Source organism: Stenotrophomonas sp. STM01 (assembly GCF_014852135.1).
GTDB classification, from domain to species: Bacteria; Pseudomonadota; Gammaproteobacteria; order Xanthomonadales; family Xanthomonadaceae; genus Stenotrophomonas; species Stenotrophomonas capsici.
This window is the reverse complement of record NZ_JACVBA010000001.1, coordinates 1,308,526-1,332,881: the sequence shown is the minus strand read 5'-3', so window position 1 is coordinate 1,332,881 and position 24,356 is coordinate 1,308,526. Positions and strand designations below refer to the sequence as shown.

Here is a 24,356-nt window from a genome sequence, read left to right as displayed (position 1 = left end):
CCCTGTTTCGTTTGTGACGAGGTGAACCCGGGGGGGATCCTGCGTCGCGCGGCATTTCATTCAAACCGGTTCCTTCAATGATCAACAGCCTGCTTACCCGCGTTTTTGGCAGCCGTAACGAGCGCCAGCTGCGCCAGCTCAACCGTATCGTCGCCAAGATCAATGCCTTGGAGCCGGAGATCCAGACGCTCTCCGACGACCAGCTCAAAGCCAAGACCACCGCGTTCCGCGAGCGCATCGCCGGCGGTGAAACCCTGGACAAGGTGCTGCCGGAGGCCTTCGCGGTCTGCCGCGAGGCATCCAAGCGCGTGCTGGGCATGCGCCATTACGACGTGCAGCTGATCGGCGGCATGGTGCTGCACCTGGGCAAGATCGCCGAAATGCGTACCGGTGAAGGCAAGACCCTGGTGGCAACGCTGCCGGTCTACCTCAATGCGCTGGAAGGCAAGGGCGTCCACGTGGTCACCGTGAACGACTACCTGGCCCGCCGCGACGCCGCGCAGATGGGCAAGCTGTACAACTGGCTGGGCCTGAGCGTGGGCGTGGTCTACCCGGGCATGCCGCACGGCGACAAGCGCGAAGCCTATGGCTGCGACATCACCTACGGCACCAACAACGAATTCGGCTTCGACTACCTGCGCGACAACATGGCGCTGACCCGCGCCGACCGTTACCAGCGCGGCCTGCACTACGCCATCGTCGACGAAGTCGACTCGATCCTGATCGACGAGGCGCGTACCCCGCTGATCATCTCCGGCCCGGCCGACGATTCCCCGGAGCTGTACATCCGCGTCAACCGCGTGGTGCCGCACCTGATCCGCCAGGACGCCGAGGACGGCGAGGGCGACTACTGGGTGGACGAGAAGGGCAAGCAGGTCTACCTGTCCGAGGCCGGCATGGAGCATGCCGAGACCCTGCTGCGCGAAGCCGGCATCATCGGCGAGGACAACGACAACGGCCTGTACGCCGCGCAGAACCTGACCGTCGTCCACCACCTCAACGCCGCCCTGCGCGCGCACGCGATCTACCAGCGTGACGTGGACTACATCGTGCGTGATGGCGAAGTGGTGATCGTCGACGAGTTCACCGGCCGTACCCTGGCCGGCCGCCGCTGGTCCGATGGCCTGCACCAGGCGGTGGAAGCGAAGGAAGGCGTGCCGGTCCAGCGCGAGAACCAGACGCTGGCCAGCATCACCTTCCAGAACCTGTTCCGCATGTACAAGAAGCTGTCCGGCATGACCGGCACGGCCGACACGGAAGCCTACGAATTCCAGAGCATCTACGGCCTGGAAGTGGTGGTGATCCCGACCAACAAGCCGACCGTGCGCAAGGACCACCCGGACCAGGTGTTCCTCAACCGCACCGGCAAGTTCAACGCGGTGCTGGCCGACATCGAGGAATGCGCCAAGCGCGGCCAGCCGGTGCTGGTGGGTACCACCTCGATCGAAACCTCGGAGATGCTGTCCGAGCACCTGCGCAAGGCCGGCGTGAAGCACGAAGTGCTCAACGCCAAGCAGCACGACCGCGAAGCGACCATCGTCGCCAACGCCGGCCGCCCGGGCTCGGTGACCATTGCCACCAACATGGCCGGCCGCGGTACCGACATCGTGCTCGGCGGCTCGCTGGAAACCGAGCTGCACGAGCTGGGCGAGGATGCCACCGACGCGCAGAAGGCCGCGCTCAAGGCGGCCTGGCAGGAGCGCCATGACGCGGTGAAGGCCGCTGGCGGCCTGCACATCGTCGGCACCGAGCGCCACGAATCGCGTCGTATCGATAACCAGCTGCGTGGCCGTTCCGGCCGCCAGGGTGACCCGGGCTCGTCCCGCTTCTACCTGTCGCTGGAAGACAACCTGATGCGCATCTTCGCCTCGGACTGGGTGCAGAAGGCGATGCGCCTGATGGGCATGAAGGAAGACGACGTCATCGAAGACCGCATGGTCAGCCGCCAGATCGAGAAGGCGCAGCGCAAGGTCGAAGCGCACAACTTCGACATCCGCAAGAACCTGCTGGACTTCGACGACGTCAACAACGACCAGCGCAAGGTGATCTACGCCCAGCGCGACGAGCTGCTGGACGCCGAGTCGGTCAAGGAGAACATCGACGGCATCCGCGGCGATGTGATCTATGACCTGGTGACCCGCTTCGTGCCGGCCAATTCGGTGGACGAGCAGTGGGACCTGCCGGGCCTGCAGGCCACCCTGCACGCCGAGCTGGGCGTGGAGATGGACGTGGTCGGGCTGGTCAAGCAGCACGAGGAGCTGGACGCCGAGGGCATCGCGCAGAAGGTCATCGAGTTCATGGATGAGCACTTCGCGCAGAAGGAAGTGTCCGTGGGCGTGGAAACCATGCGGGCGCTCGAGAAGCACGTGATGCTGACCGTGCTCGACCAGAGCTGGAAGGAGCACCTGGCCCGCATGGACTACCTGCGCCAGGGCATCTACCTGCGCGGTTACGCGCAGAAGCAGCCCAAGCAGGAGTACAAGAAGGAAGCCTTCGAGCTGTTCTCGGACATGCTGGAGAACGTCAAGCGCGAGGTGATCCTGATGCTGTCGCGCGTGCGTATCCGCAGCGAGGAGGAAGTGGCGGCGATGGAGGCGCTGGAGCGCCAGCAGGCCGAGGCCCGCCTGAAGATGTCGCAGTTCCAGCACCAGGACAACGGCGGCTACAGCGCCGACGAGGAAGCCGAGCAGGCGCTGGCCTCGGGCGAGGTCAAGGTCGGCCGCAACGACCCCTGTCCGTGCGGCAGCGGCAAGAAGTACAAGCACTGCCACGGCCAGTTGAACTGATCCACGAAACGCCCCGCGCAAGCGGGGCGTTCTCGTCATGGCGAGCGGCAGGAACGGCCTGGGCCGCGCCGCCGGTGCGGCCGGCCCCATGCACGCGGTGACCGCCGGGGATTCCGGTGCGGCGGGCTGCCGTGCTTCGCGGCCGCGGTCGCTCCCGCGGCTGGGTTCGATGTCTCGAATCCGGATCGTGGCGCACGGTTCCCGTTGCGCGTGCGGGCGCTTGTTCGGCATGCTCGTGGCATGAATTCCCCCCTGCGTTCAATCCACGTCGTGGCCGCCGTCATTGTCGATGCGCGCGGCCGCATCCTGCTCAACCGCCGCACCGGCAACAGCGACATGGCCGGCCTGTGGGAGTTCCCCGGTGGCAAGCGCGAACCCGGCGAAACCTCCGAGCAGGCGTTGGCGCGTGAGCTGCACGAAGAGCTGGGCATCGAGGCCGAGGTGGGCGAGTGGGTGATGGAGGTGCCGCAGCTCTACCCGGACAAGCGCCTGCGCCTGGAAGTGCGCATGGTGCGGCAATGGAAAGGGACGGCGCGCGGCCGCGAAGGGCAGGCGATCACGTGGGTGACGCCGGACAAGCTGGGGCGCTACTCGATGCCGCCGGCGGACCTGCCGGTGGTGGCGGCGCTGCGCCAGCCGGAGTGCTACCTGGTCACGCCCGAGCCGCTGCACGGCGACGCGGCCTGGCTGGCCGGCATCGAGGCCGCCGTGGCTTCCGGCATCCGCCGGGTCCAGCTGCGCACGCCGGTGGCCGCCGATCGCCAGGCACTGGCCCGCAGCGCGGTGCAGCGCTTCGGGCGGGATCTGGAACTGCTGGTCAACCGCGACATCGCCCTGGCGCAGGAGCTGGGGGTTGGCGTGCACCTGGGCGGCGAGCAGCTGCTGGCGTTGGAGGCGCGCCCACTGCCGGCGACGCTGCCGGTGGCCGCGTCCTGCCACGACCTGGCGCAGTTGCAGGCCGCGCAACGACTGGGCTGCGACTTTGCGGTGCTCGGCCCGGTACGGGCCACCGCGACCCACCCCGATGCGACGCCGCTGGGCTGGGAGGCGTTCGAACGCCTGCGCGAGCAGGTGTCATTGCCGATCTATGCGATCGGCGGACTGGCGGCGGCCGACGTGCAGGCCGCGCGCCAGCATGGCGCCTTGGGCGTGGCGGCGATCCGTTCGCTGTGGCCGGCCGTGCTTACAGCGTGATCCAGAAGCAGTTGTACTGACGACGCAGCCGGAACACGGTGCGGCTCGGGGTGCTGCTGCGTGGCAGGGTCTGCTCCAGGCGCAGGCCGACGGGCCTGCGCGGCGTGTACTGCACGTTGGTGAGCAGGTGTTCGACCGGGGCCTCGGCGCTGCCATCGGCAGGGTCGACCGGGGTGCCGTCGGCATAGGTGAACGGTTGCGTGGGTGCCGGCGCGTAGGCAGGGGCTTCCGGGAACACCGGCGCGATGTCCACCAGCGGGCGCTGCACGATGTCATCCAGGCGGTCCATCACCCGCGTGGCAGCCTCGTTGGACAGGCCCGTCCACAGGTAGATGCCGGACAGCCGGTTGGGGTCGCGGGCGTCGGCGGCTGACTGGATGATGCCGACCACTTCGCTCAAGCGCCGCGCGCAGCTGTCGCGGTACAGGCCGCTGCTGCCGGCCGCCCGTGCGGGCGGCAACAGCCGCGCGCGGGCGCCCATCACTTCGCAGGGCTTGTCGCCGTACACGGTCTGGCCCTGCGGGTTGGTGCAGCGGTTGATCTGCTGTGCGGGTGCCTCGATGGCAGGCAGGGCGAGGCAGCTGAGCAGCAGGAGCAGGACGGTGCGCATCCGGCAAGGGTAACCACTGCCCCCGCAGGCCGGAAGTGATGCGGCGTGGGCCGGCTCAGCCGCGCTCGAGGCGCTGCAGTACCGCGTTGGTCGGCTTGGCCAGGTTGAGCGTGTAGAAGTGCAGCGACGGTGCGCCGCCGGCGATCAGGCGCTCGCACAGCGAAGCGACCACGTCGGCGCCAAACGCGCGCACCGACTCGGCGTCGTCGCCATAGGCCTGCATGCGCTTGCTGATCCAGCGCGGGATCTCGGCGCCGCACTGCTCGGAGAAGCGGCGCAGCTGGCTGAAGTTGGAGATCGGCATGACACCGGGAATGATCGGCACGTCCACGCCGAGCCGGGTCACCGCGTCGACGAAATGGAAGTAGGCATCGGCGTTGTAGAAGTACTGGGTGATGGCGGCATCGGCGCCGGCATCGATCTTGGTCTTGAAGTGGCGCAGGTCGGCCAGGGCGTCGTTGGCCTGCGGGTGCGTCTCCGGGTAGGCGCCGACCTCGATGCGGAAGGCGTCGCCATGCTCGGCGCGGATGAAGGCGATCAGCTCGGAGGCGTAGCGCAGGTCACCGGGGAAACCCATGCCCGAGGGCAGGTCGCCGCGCAGCGCGACCAGGCGCTTGACCCCGATGGCGCGGTACAGCTTGAGCAGCTCGCGGATCTCCTCGCGGGTGCCGCCGACGCAGGACAGGTGCGGCGCCGCCTGGAAGCCATGGTGCTGGTTGAGGTGGCGCACCGTCTCGGAGGTGTAGCTCAGCGTCGAACCGCCCGCCCCGAAGGTACAGGACACGTACTCGGGCGCGTGGCCCTTGAGCTTGGCGGCGGTGCGGTCCAGCTGGGCGCGCTGGTCGTCGGTCTTGGGGGGGTAGAACTCGAAGCTGATCGCGGTCATGGAGGGGGCCGGGCATGACGAATGCGAGCGATTATATCTCTCCATCAAGATGGATGTGCAAATGTTTCAGGCGTGACCGCCCCGGATCAGTGCGCGCGCCGCGCGGCCCGCTGTGGCAGCAGCGCGATGCAGGCGACGATGGCGACCAGCAGCACCGCCGTGCCGGCGTAGCGGCTCAGGGCCAGGCCGCCGTGGTCCAGTGGCTTGTCCAGGAAGTCGCCGACCACCGCGCCCAGCGGCCGGGTCAGGATGAAGGCCGTCCAGAACAGGGCGGTGCGCGAGGTGCGGGTGGTCAGGTACAGCGCCGCGACCAGTGCCAGCAGGCCACCGAACAGGGCGATGCCACCGCCATACCCCAGTCCCTGGGTATCGGCGGCCCAGTCGCCCAGCGCGGTGCCCAGGGTCTGCGAGAAGGTGATGGTCAGCCAGTAGAAGAACTCACTGCGCGGTTGGGTGATGCTGGCCACCGCGATGCTGCCGGTGCTGCGTTTCCACAGCCACAGCGTGGCCAACAGCAGGGCCAGCAGCAGCGCGCTGCCACCGCTGTAGCCGATGCCCAGCGAGCGGTCGACGTAGTCGGCCAGGGTGGTGCCCACGGTGGTGCTGGCGACGATGGCGAACCAGTACAGCCAGGGCTGGAAGTGGCGGCTGCGGATCTGCGCACTGACCGCGATGACGAACACGCCGGCAAACAGCGCGGTACCAACCAGATAGCCCAGTCCCATCGACAGGGTGACGGCGTCGCCGCCGACCTCGCCCAGCGTGGTGGCGAGGATCTTGACCAGCCAGAAACCGAGGGTGACGGCGGGGACCTTGCTGAGTGTGCGCGTGGTCGACATGGCGCGGGTCATGGACGGGGATGGCCTACCTTCGGAGCGAGCGTGTCGGAGCCGCGTCGTAGCCGGGGCGGCTGTTCATGCACCGGCCAGTTGCCGGCATCCGGGGCGTGAGGGGGGCGTGGCCCGGCCCTCCCCCCGGAGCGCCGCCGGTCGGCGGCTTCGGCTTGCATTGCGTCCCGGACAGGCGCATGACTGCGCTGCCCGGGTTCACCGGTTGTGCCGGTTGTGGCGGTAGCTGGCTGACCACGACCGATGGCAGGTGTCTGCCGGCCGGGCTTTGCGATGATCGACCTTCCTTTCCGTTGCCACGGCAGTTTCCCGGGAACCCGCATGAACACGTCCAGTGCCATCCGCCGCGACGTCGGCCCCATTGCCCTGATGCTGACCGGCCTGGGCTCGATCATCGGTTCGGGGTGGCTGTTCGGCGCCTGGCGCGCGGCGGGGCTGGCGGGCCCGGGGGCGATCTGGGCATGGATCCTGGGCGCGGCGATCATCCTGACCATCGCCCTGACCTATGCCGAGCTGGGCGCGATGTTCCCCGAGTCCGGCGGCATGGTGCGCTACAGCCACTACTCGCACGGGTCGCTGGTGGGTTTCATCGCCGCCTGGGCGAACTGGATCGCCATCGTCTCGGTGATCCCGGTCGAGGCCGAGGCCTCGGTGCAGTACATGGCGTCGTGGCCGTGGCAATGGGCCCAGGACATGTACGTGCAGATGCCCGACGGGCATGGCGAGCTGACCACGGCGGGCCTGCTGATCTCGGCGGTGCTGGTGGTGGTCTACTTCCTGATCAACTTCTGGAGCGTGAAGCTGTTCGCGCGCTCCAACAGCGCCATCACCGTGTTCAAGCTGGTGGTGCCGACCCTGACCGCGGTGGCACTGATCGCCAGTGGCTTCCACCACGAGAATTTCTCGGTGGGGCTGCACGGAGCCGGCAGCCCGACGCTGGATTTCGCCGCGGTGCTGACCGCGATCGCGACGGCCGGCATCGTCTTCAGCTTCAATGGCTTCCAGAGCCCGGTGAACCTGGCCGGCGAAGCGCGCAACCCGGGGCGCAGCATCCCGATGGCGGTGGTGGGATCGATCCTGCTGGCCACCGTGGTCTATGTGTTGCTGCAGGTGGCCTACCTCGGTGCGGTACCGCCGCAGATGCTGGAAAAGGCTGGCTGGCACGGTGTCGATTTCCGTTCACCGTTCGCGCAGCTGGCGTTGCTGGCCAACCTGCAGTGGCTGGCGATGCTGCTGTACGTCGATGCCTTCGTCAGCCCCAGCGGCACCGGCATGACCTATACCGCCACCACCGCGCGCATGCTCTACGGCATGCAGCAGAATGGCACCGCGCCGCAGGCACTGGGGCGCATCCATCCGCGCTGGGGCGTGCCACGCCCGGCGATGTGGGTGAACCTGGCGGTGTCGTTCCTGTTCCTGTTCTTCTTCCGCGGCTGGGGCACTTTGGCGGCGGTGATCTCGGTGGCGACGGTGATCTCGTACATGACCGGTCCGATCAGCGCGATGTCGCTGCGTCGCACCGCGCCGGGCCTGCACCGGCCGCTGCGCGTGCTCGCGCTGCCGTTGCTGGCCGGGGTGGCATTCGTGATGGCCACCGAGCTGCTGTACTGGGCGCGCTGGCCGCTGACCGGGCAGATCATCCTGCTGATGGTGGTGGCGCTGCCGGTGTACTTCCATTACCAGCGCAAGATCGGCTGGCATGACTTCGGCCGCCAGTTCAAGGGCGCGCTGTGGCTGGTCTGCTACCTGCCGATGCTGGCGCTGGTGTCATGGCTGGGCAGCACCACCTTCGGTGGGCGGGGCCTGCTGCCGTACGGCTGGGACCTGGTGCTGGTGGCCGCGATCGGCATCGTGTTCTACGTGTGGGGCGTGAAGTCGGGCTGGCGCACGCCCTCGGTGGAAGTCGCCGAGCACGAGGCACGCGCACACGGTTGAGCTGGCGGGTGTCCCCGCGGCGTGGTCGTATCACCGACAATGGGCGCAGCTTTCCACAGGTTCGCCCATGTCGATCTTCCTCACGCCGTTCGCCCGTACCCGCCTGTTCCCGCGCACGCCGCGCCCCAACACCATCCGTGACTGCACCGCCGAGGAATTCGAGCAGCACCTGAACACGCACGCGGCCGAACGCGTGCTGGACGGCTATGCGCCGTTCTGCAAGCTGCACGTGTACCGCAACTGGACCGGCACGCGCTGCCTGACGGTGCCGGTCACCGACGACAACCGCCACCTGCTGCGTTCGGGCTATGAGGCACGCACGCGCGAGGAACTGCCGGTGCTGGTGCGCTGGTTCGAGGGCGTCGAACCGCCGGTGGCCGAGTACCTGGTGGTGATCCTGTACAGCCGCGAGCAGTTGCAGAAGGAAGGCGCGCCGATCGAAGCCGACTGGGGCGTGGTCGGTTGCCTGTACACGGCCACGCCGGAAGAGATCCCGATGGCGCCGATCACGATGATGCGCAACGCATTGGGCGTGGAGGAGGGTGGCTCGGGCGTGCCGATCGACCGCGCCGCGTACCAGCGCGCCGTCGCGTTCTGGGAAGACAACGCGAACTGGCGATGAGTACCGGCCTGCCGCGGGCGCGTCGGGCGTCGTCGTTGCGTTTCAGCGCGGGCTTCTTCCTGCTGGCGTTGCTGCTGTTCGCGCTGGAAGTGATCATCGCCACGCGCCTGCCGCATGTGTCGTGGATCCGCGCCTACCTGGGGGACGTGCTGGTCGTGGTGCTGATCTACGCGGCGGTGCGCAGCGCGGTGCGGGTCAACGACCTGGCACTGCTGCTGGCGGTGTTCGCCTTCGCCTGCAGCATCGAGCTCGCGCAGTATTTCACCGTCGCCGAGCGGCTGGGATTCGTGCGCGGTGACCTGATGTACACGGTGATCGGCAATACGTTCTCGTGGGCAGACGTGGCCTGTTATGCGGTCGGCTGCCTTGCAACGGCCGGGGTGGTGGTGTTGTTTCGGCGCTGATCGCCGCAGTTTCGCGTCCCTGTACTGCATGAATGCGCGTCGGGGCGACCTTTAGATGCGCTTAACGGGCACTGGCGTAAAGTAGTCCAGCTTGATGGCCGGCGCGCACCGCGCAGGGGAATTGTCTCCCGGCCATCCGGACAGCTGGCATTCCGCCTTTCCGGGCCTGGTTCCCGGTTCTTTCTGTCCCCGACCGTTCCCGTGGCCGCATGCCGCGGGTCATTCACTCGTGCGCATCACGGCCTGCGCCGGACGTTCCGTGCCCGGGCCTGCACGTATCCCACTCAGTAACGGGAGGACTGGTCCTGTATGTCTGCAGGTGATTCCACTATTCGCAATGAACCGCTCCAGATCGACGACATCACCGTCATCGACAAGGGCAAAGTCAAGAAAGCCGTCACCGCCGCCGCGTTGGGCAACGCGATGGAGTGGTTTGATTTCGGTGTCTACGGTTTTGTCGCCTTTGCACTTGGCAAGGTGTTCTTCCCGGAAGCCTCGCCCAGCGTGCAGACCATCGCCGCGCTGGCGACGTTCTCGGTGCCATTCCTGGTGCGTCCGCTGGGCGGCGTGTTCTTCGGCGTGATGGGTGACCGGTTCGGGCGGCAGAAGGTGCTGTCGGCCACCATCATCCTGATGGCGGTCAGCACGTTCTGCATTGGCCTGATCCCCTCGTACGACAGCATCGGCCTGCTCGCGCCGATCCTGCTGTTGCTGTGCAAGCTGGCGCAGGGCTTCTCGGTAGGTGGCGAGTACACCGGCGCGGCGGTGTTCGTCGCCGAGTTCGCGCCGGACCGCAAGCGCGGCTTCCTCAGCAGCTGGCTGGACTTCGGCTCGATCGCCGGCTTCGTGCTCGGCGCCGGCGTGGTGGTGGTGCTGAGCAGCATCCTCGGCGAAGCGCGCTTCCTGGAATGGGGCTGGCGCGTGCCGTTCTTCCTGGCCGCGCCGCTGGGCCTGATCGGCCTGTACCTGCGTCACGCCGCCGAGGAAACGCCGGCCTTCACCGAGCAGCTGGAGCGCATGGAGAAGGAAGACCAGGATGCGGTGGGCAGCGCCCCGCGCATTTCCTTCAAGGAGATCGTGGGCCGGTACTGGCGCTCGTTGCTGGCCTGCGTGGGCATCGTGCTGGTCACCAACGTCACCTACTACATGCTGCTGACGTACATGCCGACCTACCTCTCGCACAACCTGCACTACTCCGAGGACCACGGCGTGCTGATCATCATCGTGGTGATGATCGGCATGCTGTTCGTGCAGCCGGTGGTGGGGTGGGCCAGCGACCGCGTCGGCCGTCGTCCGTTCATCGCCGCCGGCAGCCTCGGCCTGCTGGTGGGTGCGGTGCCGGCCTTCCACCTGATCACCAGCGGCAACATCGGCCTGATCTTCGTGGGCCTGTTGTTGCTGGCGGTGCTACTGAACTGCCTGATCGGCGTGATGGCTTCAACCTTGCCGGCGATGTTCCCGACCCGCGTGCGTTACAGCGCGCTGGCCACGGCGTTCAACATCTCGGTGATCATCTGTGGCGTGACCCCGACCGCGGCCGCCTGGCTGGTGGAGGTCACCGGCGACCTGATGATGCCGGCCTACTACCTGATGGCGGTGGCGTTGGTGGGGCTGCTCACGGCCTGGCTGATGCGCGAGACCGCCAACCGCCCGTTGCGCGGGGATACGCCCAATGCCTCCAGCCGCCGCGAGGCGCGCGAGCTGCTGCAGCAGGCCTACGATCACATCGAGGCCAGCGTCGGCGACCTGGATGTACAGATCGAGGGGTTGCAGGCGAAGATCGACGACCTGCAGCAACGCAAGCAGGTGCTGGTGGACCGGCATCCGGATCTGGTGTGACGTCCTGAACCACAACGCCCGCCATTACGGCGGGCGTTGCGTTCCTGGTGCCGCCTATGGAACCGCTACCGGGATCGTGCTTCGGGTTTGCCGCCTGGCGCTCAGGCAGCCGGTGAAAGCGCCGGCACTTCACCGGCGATCAGGGCGTCGAAATAGTCGCCGGTGAGCCGCAGCTGCGCCTCGGCGCTTTCGGCGGCATTGACCACGGCGCGGAACGCCGCGTTCTCGGGGCGATCCTTGGCGTACCAACCCAGGTGCTTGCGCGCGATGCGCACGCCCTGCGGCTCGCCGTAGAAGGCGTGCAGGTCGTTGAGGTGGCCGATCAGGATGTCGCGTACTTCCTGCAGCGACGGCGGCGGCAACTGCTCGCCGGTCGCCAGGTAATGCGCGATCTCGCGGAAGATCCACGGCCGGCCCTGCGCGGCGCGGCCGACCATCACCGCGTCGGCGCCAGTGTGCCTGAGCACCTGCTCGGCCTTCCGGGGTGAATCGATGTCGCCGTTGGCCAGCACCGGGATGCGCAGCATCGCCTTGATGCCGGCGATGGTGTCGTACTCGGCCACGCCGGTGTAATGCTGGTCGCGGGTGCGGCCGTGCACGGCCAGCGCGGCGATGCCGCTGTCCTCGGCGATGCGCGCGATGGTCGGCGCGTTGCGCACGTCCGCGCACCAGCCGGTACGGATCTTCAGCGTCACCGGCACCTCGACGGCCTTGACCACCGCGTCGAGGATGCGCGCCACCAGCGCCTCGTCGCGCATCAACGCCGAACCGGCCCAGGCGTTGCAGACCTTCTTGGCCGGGCAGCCCATGTTGATGTCGATGATCTGCGCGCCGTGGTCGACGTTGTAGCGAGCCGCCTCGGCCAGCTGTTGCGGCTCGGTGCCGGCGATCTGCACGCTGATCGGTGCCGGCTCGCCGGCATGGTCCATGCGGTGGATGGACTTGCGGGTGTTCCAGAAGCGTGGGTCGCTGATGGTCATTTCCGATGCGGCCAGGCCTGCGCCCAGCCGCTTGCACAGCTGGCGGAACGGTTTGTCGGTGACGCCCGCCATGGGGGCGAGCACCACGTTCGGGGCGATGGTGTAGGGGCCGATCTGCATCTGCGTATTCTAGTTGCCCGGCTGCGGGGCGGTGCCTGAACGGCATGACGGCCCGTTACCGGGCCGTCAGCGGGTCCAGCGGGGAGCGATGACTCAGGCCGCGTCGGCCGGGGTCATGCGCGGCATCGACAGGGCGGCGCCCTCGTGCTCGGTGGAACGGGCGGCGTACTGGTTGGCGAAGCGCACGTGCTTGATGAAGGCCGCTTCCGGGGCATGGGCCAGCGAGGCGGCCAGGGCACCGTTGAAGGCATCGCCGGCACCGGTGGTGTCCACCACCTGCACCGACTCGGCAGCCACGCGGTAGTACGGCTGGGCGTCGCCACGCAGGCGGTCCTCGTCGTGCGAGACGAACACGCCCACCGCGCCGAGCGTCACCACCACGGTGTTGCCGGACAGCTTGCGGCACAGCGCGTGCAGGCTGGCGCCGTCCAGCGCGGCCACGTCGTCGGCCTCCACGCGCTCGCCGACATGGCGGCCGAGCAGGGCGGCGAACTCGGTTTCATTCGGGGTCAGCACGTCGGCCAGCTTGAGCAGGCCGATGGTCGAATGTGCATTGGCCGGGGCGGCGTTGAGCATGGTCAGCACGCCGGCCTCGCGGGCCAGGCCCAGCGCCTTCTCGATCGACTCCACCGGCGATTCCAGCTGCGCCAGCAACACCTTGGCGTCACCGATCAGGGCGGCGTTGGCCTCCATGAACGTCTGGCTCAGCGAAGCGTTGGCGCCAGCGCCGATCACGATCGAGTTGCGGCCGCGGGCGTCGACGTAGATGCCCGCGGTGCCGGTCGGTTCGCTGCTGGCCTCGGCCACCAGTTCGATGCCGTCGGCGCCGGCCAGCTGGCGGGCCAGGGCACCGCCTGCGTCATCGCCGAGCGCGCAGAGGAAGTGGGTGGCGGCGCCGGCACGGCGCGCGGCGACGGCCTGATTGAAGCCCTTGCCACCGGGACCGGTGCTGTAACGACCGGCAATGGTCGCCCCCGGCGCGGGCAGGGCATCGCAGCGCCAGACGTGGTCGACATTGAAGGAACCGGCAACGACAACAGAACTCATGGAATCTACGTCTCTAAGGTGGCTGATGGATCAGCCGAAATGGGTCAGCACGCCGGCGATGGTAGCGGTCATCAGGGTGGCGATGGTGCCGCCCAGCACGGCACGCAGGCCGAACTTGGCCAGGTCCTGGCGGCGGTCCGGGGCCAGGCCGCCGATGCCGCCCAGCTGGATGGCAATCGAGCTGAAGTTGGCGAAGCCGCACAGTGCGTAGGTGGCGATCAGGCTGCCTTCGGCGCTCAGCGACACGCCCGGCACCTGGCCGTTGATGATCTTGGACAGGTCCATGTAGGCCACGAACTCGTTGATCACCAGCTTCTGGCCGATCAGCGAGCCGACCGTGGTGGCGTCGGCCCATGGGGTGCCGATGACCCAGGCGATCGGGGCCAGCACGTAGCCGAAGATGGTGGCCAGGTTGGTCGGCTTGCCGAGTGCGCCGGCCAGGCCGGTGACCTCGCCCAGCCAGGTCAGCGGGGCGTTGAGCAGGGCGATCAGGGCGATGAAGGCCAGCAGCATGGCGCCGATGTTCAGGGCCAGCTTGAGGCCGTCGGCCGCGCCGCCGGCGGCGGCATCGATGATGTTGGAGGAGGTCTTCTCCACTTCCATCTTCACCGTGCCACGGGTCAGCGGGGTGCCGGTTTCCGGCACCAGCAGCTTGGCGATCACCAGCGTGGCCGGGGCGGCCATGATCGAGGCGGCCAGCAGGTGCTTGGCGTAGAAGGCCTGGGCGACCGGGTCGCCGCCGCCGAGCATGCCCACGTAGGCCGCCAGCACGCCGCCGGCGATGTGGGCCATGCCGCCGATCATCATGGTGATCAGCTCGGACTGGGTCATCTTGGAGATGTACGGGCGCACGGTCAGTGGCGCCTCGGTCTGGCCGATGAACACGCTGGCGCAGACGCTGGTGGTCTCGGCGCCGGACACGCGCATCACCTTGGTGATGGCCCAGGCCATGACCTTGACGATGGCCTGCATCACGCCCAGGTGGTACATCACGCCCATCAGCGCCGAGAAGAAGATGATGGTCGGCAGCACCTGGAAGGCGAAGATGAAGCCGTACTTGGGCACGTCCATCAGGCTGCCGAAAATGAAGTTGGAGCCTTCATTGACGAAGCTCAGGATCTTGACGAAGCCCTGGCCCAGCCAGTCGAACACGTCACGGCCGCCGGGGACCAGCAGCACCAGCGCGGCGAAGGCGACCTGCAGGGTGATGCCCGTGCCGATCAGCTTCCAGTCCACCGCCTTCTTGTTGTTGGAAAACAGCCAGGCGATGCCGAGCAGCACCGCCAAGCCGAACAGGCCGAAGCCGATCCTGCCCAAACCTTCGACCATGATGAATCCCCGGGCATGCCCGCAAAAGACGCAAGCCTAGTGCAGCGGCCTATGCCGAGCAAGAATCACTGGCCCATATGCGCTCAACGGCCGCGATTGCGCCGGTATCGGCAAGGTCCGGGGCCCTGCCGGGTCGGGGCCGGCGGTTACACTGGCCCCCCGTCTGCGCCAGCCGCGGACCGCAAACCAGGAGCCAGCCATGCAATACCGTCGCCTCGGGTCATCCGGCCTGCAGCTTTCCGCACTGTCCTTCGGTGCGTGGGTGACCTTCGGCAGCCAGATCGGCCGGGATGAGTCCCGCAACCTGATCGCCGCGGCCTGGGACAACGGCGTCAACTTCTTCGACAACGCCGAGGGCTATGCCAAGGGCCGCGCCGAGCAGGTGATGGGGGACGTGATCGCCGACCTGCGCCTGCCGCGCGATGGCTATTGCGTGTCCAGCAAGGTGTTCTTCGGTTCGGCCGAGGAGCCGGCGCCCACCCAGCGCGGGCTGTCGCGCAAGCACGTCACCGACGCCTGCCACGCAGCGCTCAAGCGCCTGCGGGTGGACTACCTGGACCTGTACTACTGCCACCGCCCGGACCCGGAGACCCCGATCAGCGAGACCGTGCTGGCCATGGACACGCTGGTCCGGCAGGGCAAGGTGCTGTACTGGGGTACTTCCGAATGGTCGGGCGCGCAGATCGCCGAGGCGGTGACCTTCGCCCGCGCCAACCACCTGTATGCGCCGAGCATGGAACAGCCGCAGTACAACCTGTTGCACCGCGAGCGGGTCGAGCGCGAGTACGCGCCGCTGTACGCCGATGCCGGGTTGGGTACCACCATCTGGTCGCCGCTGGCCTCCGGCCTGCTGACCGGCAAGTACAACGACGGCATCGCCGCCGATTCGCGGCTCGGCCAGCCGTCGCTGGGCTGGTTGCAGGATGCGGTGCTGGGCGAGCCGGCCGACGACCGGCTGGGCAAGGTGCGCCGCTTCAGCGCCGTGGCGGCGGAGCTGGGCGAGTCGCCCGCGCAGCTGGCCATCGCCTGGTGCCTGCGCAACCGGCAGGTATCGAGCGTGATCCTGGGCGCCAGCCGGGTGTCGCAGCTGGAGGAGAACCTGCGCGCGCTGGACGTGCTGGAACGCGTGGACGAGGCCGCCTGGCAGCGTATCGAGGCGATCTTCGCCTGACCCTGGCGGGTCTGGTGCCGCCGTAGACCTTCAATGAAACGCAAGGCGTCCCGGTTGCGGCCGGGGCGTCGCGGGAAGGGCGAGGTGTCCGTCGCTGCCATTCTCTGGAAAGTTTTTGAGAATGGGTCTTGCATTGGTATTGAGAATCATTATCATCAACTCCGTCCCCAGCACGGAACCACGATGATGTCCGCCCAGCCTGTCCTGCTCCGTCCCCGCACCCTCCACCTGCCGCAGCGCCCGGTGCAGCTGTTGTCGCCCGAGGGCGTCATCGACAGCGGCGCCCTGCTCAAGGGCCAGCGTGAAATCGTCATCCAGCACGGCGACAAGTTCTATCGCCTGCGCCATACCAGCAACGACAAGTTGATCCTCACCAAGTAAGCCTTGGTCGCGGCGGCCTGCCGCCGCCCGCCTGCCGGCGGCGTTTCCCTCCCACGCCCGGCAGGCCCGATCCACCTCTCTCTCCCCCTTGGCCGCGACCGGATTGCCTGGCAATCCGGTCGCATCGCCAAGGTTCTGTTTCCCGAACGCCTCCAGGTTCCCATGATCCGTCCAACCTTGTTGAGCGCCGCCCTGTGGGCGGTGTTGCCTTCCGCGCATGCCGAAAGTGCGAGCGCGCCCGCCGACACCCGCGACTTCGACCGCGTCCAGGTCACCGCGACCCGCACCGAGCGCGCGGTCAGCGACGTGGCGGCCACGGTGGACGTGATCGACCGCGAGCAGCTGGACCGGCAACTGGTGCATGACATCGGTGACCTGGTCCGCTACGAGCCGGGCATCTCGGTGACCCGCAGCGCGACCCGCTTCGGCCTGGGCGGCTTCCGTATCCGCGGCCTGGACGGCAACCGCGTGCTGATCCAGACCGATGGCATCAGCATGCCCAAGAGCTTCCTGATCGGCAGCTTCGCCAGTGCCAACCGCGACTTCACCGACCTGGAGACCCTCAAGCGGGTCGAGATCGTGCGTGGCCCGGCCAGTTCGCTGTATGGCTCCGATGCACTCGGTGGCGTGGTCGCCTTCGTCACCAAGGACCCGGCGGACTACCTGAAGGACGGCAAGGACAGCTACGTCGGGCTGAAGTTCGGTTACGACGGGGACTGGAAAGGATTGCTCGGCAGCGTGACCACCGCCTTCGGTGGCGAGCACTGGAGTGGCATGGTCAACGTCAACCACCGCCAGGGCCAGGAAACCGACAACAAGGGCACCGTGCGCAGCCAGGACTACACGCGCACCGCCGCCAATCCGCAGGAGCGCGATGGCCGCAGCGTGCTGTCCAAGCTGGTCTATGCGCCGGATCAAAGCCAGCGCTTCCGGTTGACCGTGGAGGGCAACGAGGACATCACCGATACCGATGTCTTCTCGGCGGTCAACGACACCCACCCGACGCCGTCGGCGCGCACCACCACCGGCATGACCGCGCATGACAAGCAGACGCGCGCCCGCGTGTCGTTCGCGCACGAGATGGATGCGGTGGACGCGGCCTTCGCCGACAGCCTGAGCTGGCAGGTGTACCGCCAGGACAGCGAGACCACCCAGGTCACCGATGAGGGCCGCACCAACGGCAGCCGTCGACACCGCCAGTTCAACTTCGACCAGCGCGTCTACGGCGCACAGGCACAGTTCAACAAGACGCTGCAGCGCAACGGCATCGAGCACGCGTTGACCTGGGGCTTCGATGGCGCATGGACCGAAATCCGCCAGAAGCGCGATGGCTACCAGGTATCGGCGACCGGCGCGGTCAGCAGCACGATCCTGCCGGACGTGTTCCCGGTGCGTGATTTCCCGGTCAGCAAGACCACCGAGCTCGGCCTGTACGTGCAGGATGAAATGCGCATGGCCGACGGTCGCCTGTCGCTGGTCCCGGGCCTGCGCGTGGACCACTACCGGCTCACGCCGGAGCTGGACAGCATCTTCGGCGAGGACAACCCGGACATGGCGGTGGCTTCGCTCACCAAGACCAGCGTCTCGCCGAAGCTGGGCATGGTGTGGCGCTTCGATGAGCAGTGGTCGCTGTTCGCCGGCTATTCGCACGGTTTCCGTTCGCCGCCGTACAACGACGTCAACCTGGGCTTCACCAACGTGATGTTCGGTTACACGGCCATCCCCAACCCGGACCTCAAGCCGGAAACCAGCAATGGCGTCGAGTTGGGCCTGCGCTACATCGCACCGGTGGCCTACGTCAGCGTCAGCGGCTACTGGAACGACTACAAGGACTTCATCGAGTCGCAGCGCTTCGTCGGCACCAATGCACAGGGGCTGATGGTGTTCCAGTCGCAGAACATTTCCGAGGCGCGCATCTACGGCGCCGAACTCAAGGCCGGCGTGGACTTCGGCCAGCTCAGCACCGCGCTGGATGGCTGGTCGCTGCGCAGCGCGGTGGCCTGGTCGCACGGCCAGAACCGTACAGAGGACGTGCCGCTGGATTCGGTCGACCCGCTGCGCGGCACGCTGGGCCTGATGTACGACCGCCAGGCATGGGGCGTGGAGCTGGCCGGCACGTTCGCGCGCCGCAAGGACCGCGTTGCCAGTGACGCCACCTACCGCCCGGCCGGCTACGGTGTGCTCGACCTGATGGCGCATTGGCAGTTTGCACCGGGGGCCACGTTCAACGTCGGCGTGTTCAACCTGGGCGACCGCACCTACATCGACTGGTCCGGCATCACCTCCACGCTGGCCACCGGCAGCACGGTGGTCGACCGCTTCAGCAACCCGGGGCGCACGGTGTCGGCAAGCCTTGCCGTGTCCTGGTAACCCTCCCGCTTCAGGCCGGTTCCTCCAGGGGCCGGTGCGAGGGAACGCGACCGGGCCAGGGAAGGCGCCTTTCATCGTGTCACCCACTTCGCCACGTACGAGGAATGCCTCATGACGCTTCATCCCGCCAGCCTGCTGCTGTTGACCGCCGTGAGCGGTCTGGCCAGCGCAGCGCCCGCCAGCATCACCCGTGACCACGACAGCATCCTGGCCATGCAGGGCCAGTACACCGTGGATTTCGCCTTCGACGAGACCGTGCTGCTCAAGCCCGGCTATGAACGCGCGCCGGCCATGCGCAGTGGCGGGGATGAGGTGGTGGTGGTGGTCGAGGACACCCCGACCCGCATCGTGCTGCAGCATCTGCTGGTCGATGCCAAGAGCGGGCACGTGACCAAGCACTGGCGCCAGGACTGGGTGTACCAGGCACCGAGCCGCTTCGAGTTCAGCGCCGACCAGACCTGGCAGGTGCGGCCGGTCGATGCCACGTTGAACCAGGGCGCCTGGACGCAGTGCGTCTACGAAGTCAGCGACGCCCCGCGCTATTGCGGCACCGGCAAGTGGACCTATGACAACAACGTGCCGACCTGGACCAGCGACACCAGCTGGCGGCCGCTGCCGCGCCGCGAGTACACCCGGCGCAGCGACTACAACGCGCTGGCGGTGGTGAACCGGCACACGCTCACGCCCAATGGCTGGACCCACGAGCAGTTCAACACCAAGGTGCAGCGCAACGCCGACGGCAGCCAGGTGGAGATCGCCCGCGAGTTCGGCTTCAACGATTACATCAGGACCACCGAGGTCGACTTCACCCCGGCGCTGGACTACTGGAAGGCAACCGCCGGCTTCTGGGCGCAGGTGCGCCAGCGCTGGGCGGCCCACCTGGACAAGGCGCCGGGCGTGCACCTGAAGACCAAGCTGGACGGCATGGCGATGATCATCCCGCTGTTCGAGCAGGCCGAGGCCGTGCAGGGCGGTGCGGCCGTGGATACCGCGAAGATCGACGCGGTGTTCGTGCAGTTCGTCGAGCCCGCCCCGTAGGAGCGGCCTCGGCCGCGAAGGCGGTAGGGCCTGCAATTGCAGGAACCGCCTCGGCCAATGCGGTACCGGCTTCGTGCTTGAAGGCGCTCCTGCCGTCCGGGGCGCCTTACTCCTTGAACATCAACAGCGCCGCGACCACGATCAGGCCGAACGCGGCCCAATGGTTCCACTTCAGCGGCTGGCCCAGGTACACGGCCGAGAACACCGCGAACACCACCAGGGTGATCACTTCCTGCATGCCCTTGAGCTGCGGCGCGGAATACACCGCGCTGCCAAGCCGGTTGCCCGGCACCTGCAGGCAGTACTCGAAGAAGGCGATGCCCCAGCTGACCAGGATCACCGTCATCAGCGGCGCGGTCTTGAACTTCAGGTGGCCGTACCAGGCGACGGTCATGAATACGTTGCTGGCGATCAACAGCAGCACCGGGTACAGGTAGGCGGTGAAAGGCATCGCGGGCATGTGCAGATTCGTCGTGAGGGGCCGATAGCTTAGGGCCGAAGGCCGTGAGCCGGCCTTCATCGGCGGGCTCGAATGGTTTCCGAAGCAACCAATTGGCACATGCCGTCTTCACGCGGTATCTACCCGGGGTGCGTCATGTTTCACAAAGCTGAAGACTGAGGAGGCTCCATGCGACAGACAAAGGAATCGTCCGGCCTGGTACTGGTTGTCGAAGACAACCGCAACATCTCCGAAATGATCGGTGAGTACCTGGAAGGCAAGGGGTTTGAGGTTGATTACGCGGTCGATGGTCTGGACGGCTACCGCCTGGCGGCCGAGAACAGCTACGACGTGGTGGTGCTGGACCTGATGCTGCCACGGCTGGACGGCATCGAGGTCTGCCGCCGGTTGCGCAACGAGGCACGCAAGTCCACGCCGGTGCTCATGCTGACCGCACGCGACACGCTGGACGACAAGCTCACCGGGCTGGGATACGGCGCCGACGACTACCTGACCAAACCCTTCGCGATCCAGGAACTGGAAGCGCGCCTGCGTGCGTTGATCCGCCGCGAGCGTCGCCAGGTGGGTGCCGAGGTGCTGAAAGTGGCCGACCTGGTGCTGGACCCGGTCAGCATGCGCGCCACCCGCGCCGGCAGCGAACTGCAGCTCTCCCCGATCGGCCTGCGCCTGCTGACCATCCTGATGCGCGAATCGCCGCGCGTGGTGACCCGCCAGGAGATCGAGCGGGAGATCTGGGGCAATGGCCTGCCGGACTCCGATACCCTGCGCAGCCACCTGTACAACCTGCGCAAGATCATCGACAAGCCGTTTGATCGCCCGCTGCTGCACACCGTACAAAGCGCCGGTTACCGCATCGCGGACATCGGCCAGCCGATGGGCTGAGGCACATGCGGTGACCGGACAATGAGCAGGCCGTCGCGCCTTTGGGGGCGCGACGGCCTTTTCGTACCAGGACGCGCGTCGGCCGGTGGGCGGGCGTCCTTATAATCACGCGTGCTTCGGGGGGAGGCAGATGCCTTACGGGTTGTCGCGCAAAATCAGGATCGCATTCATCCTTCAGGCGCTGCTGGTGAGCCTGGCGGTCTTGGTGGGCGGCTACCTGGTGACGCAGGTGATCCGGCACGGGCTGGAAGAAGTGAAGCTGCAGGAAGAGGCGGCCCACTACTGGCAGGCGCGGGCCAAACACCCGGGCAAGCCACCTCCCGACACCCACACCCTGCAGGGCTACCTGTGGCTGCAAGGGCAGCCACCCGATGGCATTCCGGTCGCCCTGCGCATGCTTTCCCCGGGGTTCCATGAACTCAAGGCCAGCAGCCAGCGGGTGCTGGTCGACCCGCAGCCGGCCGGGCGGCTGTACCTGGTGCTGGAGCGCTCGCAGACCGAGCGCAATGCGTTCTGGTTCGGGGTGGTGCCGGTACTGCTGGTACTGATCGTGATCTACGCGGTGTCATGGCGGACCTACCGGGTCTCGCGGCGCCTGGTCTGGCCGGTGAACTGGCTGGCACGGAGGGTGTCGCAGTGGGACCCGCGCCGTCCCGATGCCGGGGAGCTGGCACCGGAGCGCTTGCCGGCCGAGGTCAAGGGCGAAAGCCTGCAGCTGGCGTTGGCACTGCATGCGATGGCCGGGCGCGTCGCCGCGCACGTGGCCCGCGAACGCAACTTCACCCGCGATGCCAGCCATGAACTGCGGACCCCGTTGACGGTGATCCGCATGGCCAGCGACATGGCCCTGGCCGACCCCGAGCTGACCCCGCGCCTGCAGCGCAGCCTGCAGCGGATACAGCGCGCCGGGCGCGACATGGAGGCGGTGATCGATGCCTTCCTGCTGCTGGCCCGGGAAGTGGACGTGGAGCCGCAATCGGAATGGTTCGATGTCGGCGACCTGGTCCGCTACGAGGCCGGGTTGGCCGAGGAGCTGCTGCGCGGCAAGCCGGTGGAGCTGCGAGTGTCCATCGACGGCCGCCACCCGCTGCTGGCGCCACCGCGGGTGATGCACGTGGTGGTTGGCAACCTGCTGCGCAACGCCTGTACCTACACCGACGTCGGCCTGGTCGAGGTCACGGTGTCCCACGGCCAGTTGACGGTGCGCGACACCGGCGTCGGGATGTCGCCCGATGCCCTGTCACGGGCCTTCGAGCCGTTCGTCCGCGGTGAGCACGGCAATTCGCTGGGCCTGGGCCTGAGCATCGTCCGGCGGCTGTGCGAACGCTGCGGCTGGCAGATCAGCCTGGACAGCCGGGAGGGGCAGGGTACCGTGGCGGTGGTGCGCTTCAGCTGAGCGGCGGCCGGTTCCGGGAAGTGAACGGGCAGATGTGGCAAAATTGCCTATTGCCTATCCGCAACCGGTGTCATCCTTCATGGCAGCTCCCCTGTTTGATCTGTACCCGCCGCGCCGTGGCGCGGCGACTGGCAAGGTGTGCCATGGCTGACCAGACCGGCCACATGCCGCGCGGCCCGGGCCGCATCTTCAAGGCGGCCCAGTGGTCCTGGCAGGGCCTGCGCGCCGCCTGGTTGCACGAGTCCTCGTTCCGCCTGGAGGTCTACCTGTTCGTGGTCCTCACCCCGCTGGCGCTGTGGCTGGGGCAGACCCCGGTCGAGCAGATCCTGATGATCGGCTCGATGCTGCTGGTGCTGGCCATGGAGCTGGCCAATTCGGCCATCGAGGCCGTGATCGAGCGCTATGGCCCGGAGTACCACGTGCTGGCCGGTCGTGCCAAGGACATGGGCTCGGCGGCGGTGTTCGTGCTGATGATGAACGTGCTGGTGTGCTGGGGCCTGTTGCTGGTTCCCCGTCTTTTCTGAAACCACGCGTCGGGTGGCGCGGGGTAGTTGGGTTCTATTGAAGGATTGCGTGCATGTCTTTTGAGTTTCTTGCCGACCCGAACGTATGGGTCACGCTGTTCATGCTCAGTGCGCTGGAAATCGTGCTGGGCATCGACAACCTGGTGTTCATCTCCATCGCTGTGGGGCGCCTGCCCGAGCACAAGCGCCCGCTGGCGCGTCGCGTCGGCATCGCGGTGGCCTGCATCACCCGCATCCTGCTGCTGATCTCGCTGGCCTACCTGGCGCACATGGAGAACAACCTGTTCACCATCGCCGGGATGGGCATCTCCATCCGCGACCTGGTGTTGATCGTCGGCGGCCTGTTCCTGCTCTACAAGGGCATCAAGGAGATCCGCGAGCTGGTCAGTGGCGGTGAAGACGCCGACCCGACCACCACCAAGGCCTCGGCCGCGTTCGGCATGGTGATCGCGCAGATCGCGGTGATCGACATCGTGTTCTCGCTGGACTCGGTGATCACCGCCGTCGGCATCGCCGACCACGTGCCGGTGATGGTCTGCGCGGTGCTGCTGTCGGTGGCGGTGATGCTGCTGGCGGCCAACCCGCTGGGCCGCTTCATCGACGCCAACCCGACCGTGAAGCTGCTGGCGCTGGCTTTCATCCTGATGGTCGGCACGGTGCTGGTGCTGGACGGCTTCGATGTCCACGTGCCCAAGCCCTACATCTACGCGGCGATGGGCTTCTCGGTCCTGGTCGAGTGGCTGAACCTGCTGATGCGGCGCAACGCCAAGCAGCACCACGTACCGGGTTCGGAAGACTGGTAAACGAATCACAAAGGGCCGGCATTGCCGGCCCTTTGCTTTGGCACACGCTGCACCCCGGCCGTGGCATGCTCGGCACTCCGACGTCCAAGGACCCGACCATGCGCCAGTTCCTCCGCTTGATGCTGCTCGTCGTGGCGGCAATCTCCATTTCCGGGTGTGGCTACAACGCCATCCAGCAGAAGGACGAGGCGGTCAAGGCCGGCTGGTCCGAGGTGCTGAACCAGTACAAGCGCCGCGCCGACCTGATCCCCAACCTGGTCAACACCGTGCAGGGCTACGCCCAGCAGGAGCGCCAGGTGCTGACCGAGGTCACCAACGCCCGCGCCAAGGTCGGCCAGATCCAGGTCAACGCCGACGATGCCGACTCGCTGGCCCAGTTCCAGCAGGCCCAGGGCGAGCTGGGCAGCGCGCTGTCGCGGCTGCTGGTGGTCAGCGAGAACTACCCGACGCTGAAGTCGGACCAGAACTTCCGTGACCTGCAGGCGCAGCTGGAAGGCACCGAGAACCGCATCACCGTGGCCCGCGGCCGCTACATCCAGCTGGTGCAGGACTACAACACCTACATCCGCTCGTTCCCGCAGGTGATCACCGCCAAGATGTTCGGCTATGCGGCCAAGCCGAATTTCAGCGTGGAGAACGAGGCACAGATCGCCCAGCCGCCGGCGGTCAACTTCGGCAACCAGCAGCCGCAGCCGCCGGCACCGCAACCGGCGCCTGCGCCGGCGCAGTGA

Annotated in this window: 22 protein-coding genes; 15 read left to right on the top strand and 7 right to left on the bottom strand. The window is 67.3% G+C overall.

Annotated features, from left to right (window positions below; all coding sequences use genetic code 11):
• Nucleotides 1-77 precede the first annotated feature (77 nt).
• Nucleotides 78-2,786, top strand: coding sequence for a preprotein translocase subunit SecA (gene secA / locus IB227_RS06250; protein ID WP_132864977.1), 2,709 nt, complete (start codon nt 78-80; stop codon nt 2,784-2,786).
• 240 nt (nt 2,787-3,026) lie between these two features.
• A complete protein-coding gene (locus IB227_RS06245; RefSeq protein ID WP_192286671.1) occupies nt 3,027-3,980 on the top strand; it encodes a Nudix family hydrolase in 954 nt (317 codons plus the stop codon).
• On the opposite strand, the gene IB227_RS06240 is transcribed toward IB227_RS06245, so the two are convergent.
• The 3 genes from IB227_RS06240 to IB227_RS06230 form a co-directional block, all read right to left on the bottom strand.
• Nucleotides 3,970-4,590: a DUF4124 domain-containing protein gene (locus tag IB227_RS06240; protein WP_192286670.1), complete on the bottom strand. Its 621-nt coding sequence runs from the start codon at nt 4,588-4,590 to the stop codon at nt 3,970-3,972. The genes IB227_RS06245 and IB227_RS06240 overlap by 11 nt on opposite strands.
• A gap of 55 nt (nt 4,591-4,645) precedes the next feature.
• Nucleotides 4,646-5,476, bottom strand: coding sequence for a methylenetetrahydrofolate reductase [NAD(P)H] (metF, locus tag IB227_RS06235; RefSeq protein WP_192286669.1), 831 nt, complete (start codon nt 5,474-5,476; stop codon nt 4,646-4,648).
• An 86-nt stretch (nt 5,477-5,562) separates the two neighbouring features.
• The gene (locus IB227_RS06230; protein ID WP_192286668.1) at nt 5,563-6,315 is read right to left on the bottom strand and encodes a hypothetical protein; all 753 of its coding nucleotides are present in this window, start codon (nt 6,313-6,315) and stop codon (nt 5,563-5,565) included.
• A 330-nt stretch (nt 6,316-6,645) separates the two neighbouring features.
• On the opposite strand from IB227_RS06230, the gene IB227_RS06225 reads away from it, so the two are divergent.
• The 4 genes from IB227_RS06225 to proP all read left to right on the top strand — a co-directional run bounded on the left by IB227_RS06225 (nt 6,646) and on the right by proP (nt 11,124).
• Complete coding sequence (locus IB227_RS06225; RefSeq protein WP_132864972.1) at nt 6,646-8,259, top strand: APC family permease; 1,614 nt, start codon at nt 6,646-6,648, stop codon at nt 8,257-8,259.
• A 67-nt stretch (nt 8,260-8,326) separates the two neighbouring features.
• Nucleotides 8,327-8,881, top strand: coding sequence for a DUF3228 family protein (locus IB227_RS06220; RefSeq protein WP_132864971.1), 555 nt, complete (start codon nt 8,327-8,329; stop codon nt 8,879-8,881).
• Nucleotides 8,878-9,285 carry a DUF2809 domain-containing protein gene (locus IB227_RS06215; protein WP_192286667.1) on the top strand — a complete coding sequence of 136 codons (408 nt, stop codon included), beginning with the start codon at nt 8,878-8,880 and terminating at the stop codon, nt 9,283-9,285. Before IB227_RS06220 ends, IB227_RS06215 begins: the two co-directional genes overlap by 4 nt.
• Before the next feature lie 309 nt (nt 9,286-9,594).
• On the top strand, nt 9,595-11,124 hold the full coding sequence (proP, locus tag IB227_RS06210; protein ID WP_132864969.1) for a glycine betaine/L-proline transporter ProP: 1,530 nt from the start codon (nt 9,595-9,597) through the stop codon (nt 11,122-11,124).
• Nucleotides 11,125-11,225: 101 nt separating this feature from the next.
• On the opposite strand, the gene dusB is transcribed toward proP, so the two are convergent.
• The 3 genes from dusB to IB227_RS06195 form a co-directional block, all read right to left on the bottom strand.
• Nucleotides 11,226-12,224, bottom strand: coding sequence for a tRNA dihydrouridine synthase DusB (gene dusB / locus IB227_RS06205; protein ID WP_132864968.1), 999 nt, complete (start codon nt 12,222-12,224; stop codon nt 11,226-11,228).
• 93 nt (nt 12,225-12,317) lie between these two features.
• Nucleotides 12,318-13,271: a ribokinase gene (locus tag IB227_RS06200; protein WP_192286666.1), complete on the bottom strand. Its 954-nt coding sequence runs from the start codon at nt 13,269-13,271 to the stop codon at nt 12,318-12,320.
• 30 nt (nt 13,272-13,301) lie between these two features.
• Nucleotides 13,302-14,600, bottom strand: coding sequence for a nucleoside transporter C-terminal domain-containing protein (locus IB227_RS06195; protein WP_132864966.1), 1,299 nt, complete (start codon nt 14,598-14,600; stop codon nt 13,302-13,304).
• Nucleotides 14,601-14,799: 199 nt separating this feature from the next.
• Between IB227_RS06195 and IB227_RS06190 the strand changes: the two genes are divergently transcribed.
• From IB227_RS06190 to IB227_RS06175, 4 genes are all read left to right on the top strand, one after another.
• Nucleotides 14,800-15,771, top strand: coding sequence for an aldo/keto reductase (locus IB227_RS06190; protein ID WP_192286665.1), 972 nt, complete (start codon nt 14,800-14,802; stop codon nt 15,769-15,771).
• Nucleotides 15,772-15,957: 186 nt separating this feature from the next.
• Nucleotides 15,958-16,152, top strand: coding sequence for a hemin uptake protein HemP (locus tag IB227_RS06185; protein ID WP_132864964.1), 195 nt, complete (start codon nt 15,958-15,960; stop codon nt 16,150-16,152).
• A gap of 162 nt (nt 16,153-16,314) precedes the next feature.
• Entirely contained in the window at nt 16,315-18,522 is a 2,208-nt protein-coding gene (locus IB227_RS06180; RefSeq protein WP_192286664.1) for a TonB-dependent hemoglobin/transferrin/lactoferrin family receptor, read from the top strand.
• Between the two features lie 111 nt (nt 18,523-18,633).
• Complete coding sequence (locus IB227_RS06175) at nt 18,634-19,560, top strand: DUF6607 family protein (RefSeq protein ID WP_192286663.1); 927 nt, start codon at nt 18,634-18,636, stop codon at nt 19,558-19,560.
• Between the two features lie 106 nt (nt 19,561-19,666).
• Here IB227_RS06175 and IB227_RS06170 read toward each other — a convergent pair whose 3' ends face one another.
• The gene (locus IB227_RS06170) at nt 19,667-20,020 is read right to left on the bottom strand and encodes a DMT family protein (RefSeq protein WP_192286662.1); all 354 of its coding nucleotides are present in this window, start codon (nt 20,018-20,020) and stop codon (nt 19,667-19,669) included.
• Nucleotides 20,021-20,188: 168 nt separating this feature from the next.
• Here IB227_RS06170 and IB227_RS06165 point away from each other — a divergent pair, with 168 nt between their 5' ends.
• From IB227_RS06165 to IB227_RS06145, 5 genes are all read left to right on the top strand, one after another.
• The gene (locus tag IB227_RS06165; RefSeq protein ID WP_057633435.1) at nt 20,189-20,902 is read left to right on the top strand and encodes a response regulator transcription factor; all 714 of its coding nucleotides are present in this window, start codon (nt 20,189-20,191) and stop codon (nt 20,900-20,902) included.
• Between the two features lie 130 nt (nt 20,903-21,032).
• Nucleotides 21,033-22,298 (top strand): HAMP domain-containing sensor histidine kinase, encoded by a 1,266-nt coding sequence (locus tag IB227_RS06160; protein ID WP_192286661.1) that lies wholly within the window; start codon nt 21,033-21,035, stop codon nt 22,296-22,298.
• 143 nt (nt 22,299-22,441) lie between these two features.
• Nucleotides 22,442-22,822: a diacylglycerol kinase gene (locus IB227_RS06155; RefSeq protein ID WP_192286660.1), complete on the top strand. Its 381-nt coding sequence runs from the start codon at nt 22,442-22,444 to the stop codon at nt 22,820-22,822.
• A gap of 53 nt (nt 22,823-22,875) precedes the next feature.
• The gene (locus tag IB227_RS06150) at nt 22,876-23,625 is read left to right on the top strand and encodes a TerC family protein (protein WP_132864958.1); all 750 of its coding nucleotides are present in this window, start codon (nt 22,876-22,878) and stop codon (nt 23,623-23,625) included.
• A gap of 98 nt (nt 23,626-23,723) precedes the next feature.
• Nucleotides 23,724-24,356 carry a LemA family protein gene (locus IB227_RS06145; protein ID WP_132864957.1) on the top strand — a complete coding sequence of 211 codons (633 nt, stop codon included), beginning with the start codon at nt 23,724-23,726 and terminating at the stop codon, nt 24,354-24,356.

Coding starts and splice junctions, on each gene's coding strand:
- IB227_RS06145 (WP_132864957.1), top strand. CDS start 23,724: ATGCGCCAGTTCCTCCGCTTGATGCTGCTCGTCGTGGCGGCAATCTCC.
- IB227_RS06225 (WP_132864972.1), top strand. CDS start 6,646: ATGAACACGTCCAGTGCCATCCGCCGCGACGTCGGCCCCATTGCCCTG.
- IB227_RS06165 (WP_057633435.1), top strand. CDS start 20,189: ATGCGACAGACAAAGGAATCGTCCGGCCTGGTACTGGTTGTCGAAGAC.
- IB227_RS06175 (WP_192286663.1), top strand. CDS start 18,634: ATGACGCTTCATCCCGCCAGCCTGCTGCTGTTGACCGCCGTGAGCGGT.
- IB227_RS06195 (WP_132864966.1), bottom strand. CDS start 14,600: ATGGTCGAAGGTTTGGGCAGGATCGGCTTCGGCCTGTTCGGCTTGGCG.
- IB227_RS06170 (WP_192286662.1), bottom strand. CDS start 20,020: ATGCCCGCGATGCCTTTCACCGCCTACCTGTACCCGGTGCTGCTGTTG.
- dusB (WP_132864968.1), bottom strand. CDS start 12,224: ATGCAGATCGGCCCCTACACCATCGCCCCGAACGTGGTGCTCGCCCCC.
- metF (WP_192286669.1), bottom strand. CDS start 5,476: ATGACCGCGATCAGCTTCGAGTTCTACCCCCCCAAGACCGACGACCAG.
- IB227_RS06150 (WP_132864958.1), top strand. CDS start 22,876: ATGTCTTTTGAGTTTCTTGCCGACCCGAACGTATGGGTCACGCTGTTC.
- IB227_RS06240 (WP_192286670.1), bottom strand. CDS start 4,590: ATGCGCACCGTCCTGCTCCTGCTGCTCAGCTGCCTCGCCCTGCCTGCC.
- IB227_RS06180 (WP_192286664.1), top strand. CDS start 16,315: ATGATCCGTCCAACCTTGTTGAGCGCCGCCCTGTGGGCGGTGTTGCCT.
- IB227_RS06245 (WP_192286671.1), top strand. CDS start 3,027: ATGAATTCCCCCCTGCGTTCAATCCACGTCGTGGCCGCCGTCATTGTC.
- IB227_RS06160 (WP_192286661.1), top strand. CDS start 21,033: ATGCCTTACGGGTTGTCGCGCAAAATCAGGATCGCATTCATCCTTCAG.
- proP (WP_132864969.1), top strand. CDS start 9,595: ATGTCTGCAGGTGATTCCACTATTCGCAATGAACCGCTCCAGATCGAC.
- IB227_RS06215 (WP_192286667.1), top strand. CDS start 8,878: ATGAGTACCGGCCTGCCGCGGGCGCGTCGGGCGTCGTCGTTGCGTTTC.
- IB227_RS06185 (WP_132864964.1), top strand. CDS start 15,958: ATGTCCGCCCAGCCTGTCCTGCTCCGTCCCCGCACCCTCCACCTGCCG.
- IB227_RS06220 (WP_132864971.1), top strand. CDS start 8,327: ATGTCGATCTTCCTCACGCCGTTCGCCCGTACCCGCCTGTTCCCGCGC.
- IB227_RS06230 (WP_192286668.1), bottom strand. CDS start 6,315: ATGTCGACCACGCGCACACTCAGCAAGGTCCCCGCCGTCACCCTCGGT.
- IB227_RS06200 (WP_192286666.1), bottom strand. CDS start 13,271: ATGAGTTCTGTTGTCGTTGCCGGTTCCTTCAATGTCGACCACGTCTGG.
- secA (WP_132864977.1), top strand. CDS start 78: ATGATCAACAGCCTGCTTACCCGCGTTTTTGGCAGCCGTAACGAGCGC.
- IB227_RS06155 (WP_192286660.1), top strand. CDS start 22,442: ATGGCTGACCAGACCGGCCACATGCCGCGCGGCCCGGGCCGCATCTTC.
- IB227_RS06190 (WP_192286665.1), top strand. CDS start 14,800: ATGCAATACCGTCGCCTCGGGTCATCCGGCCTGCAGCTTTCCGCACTG.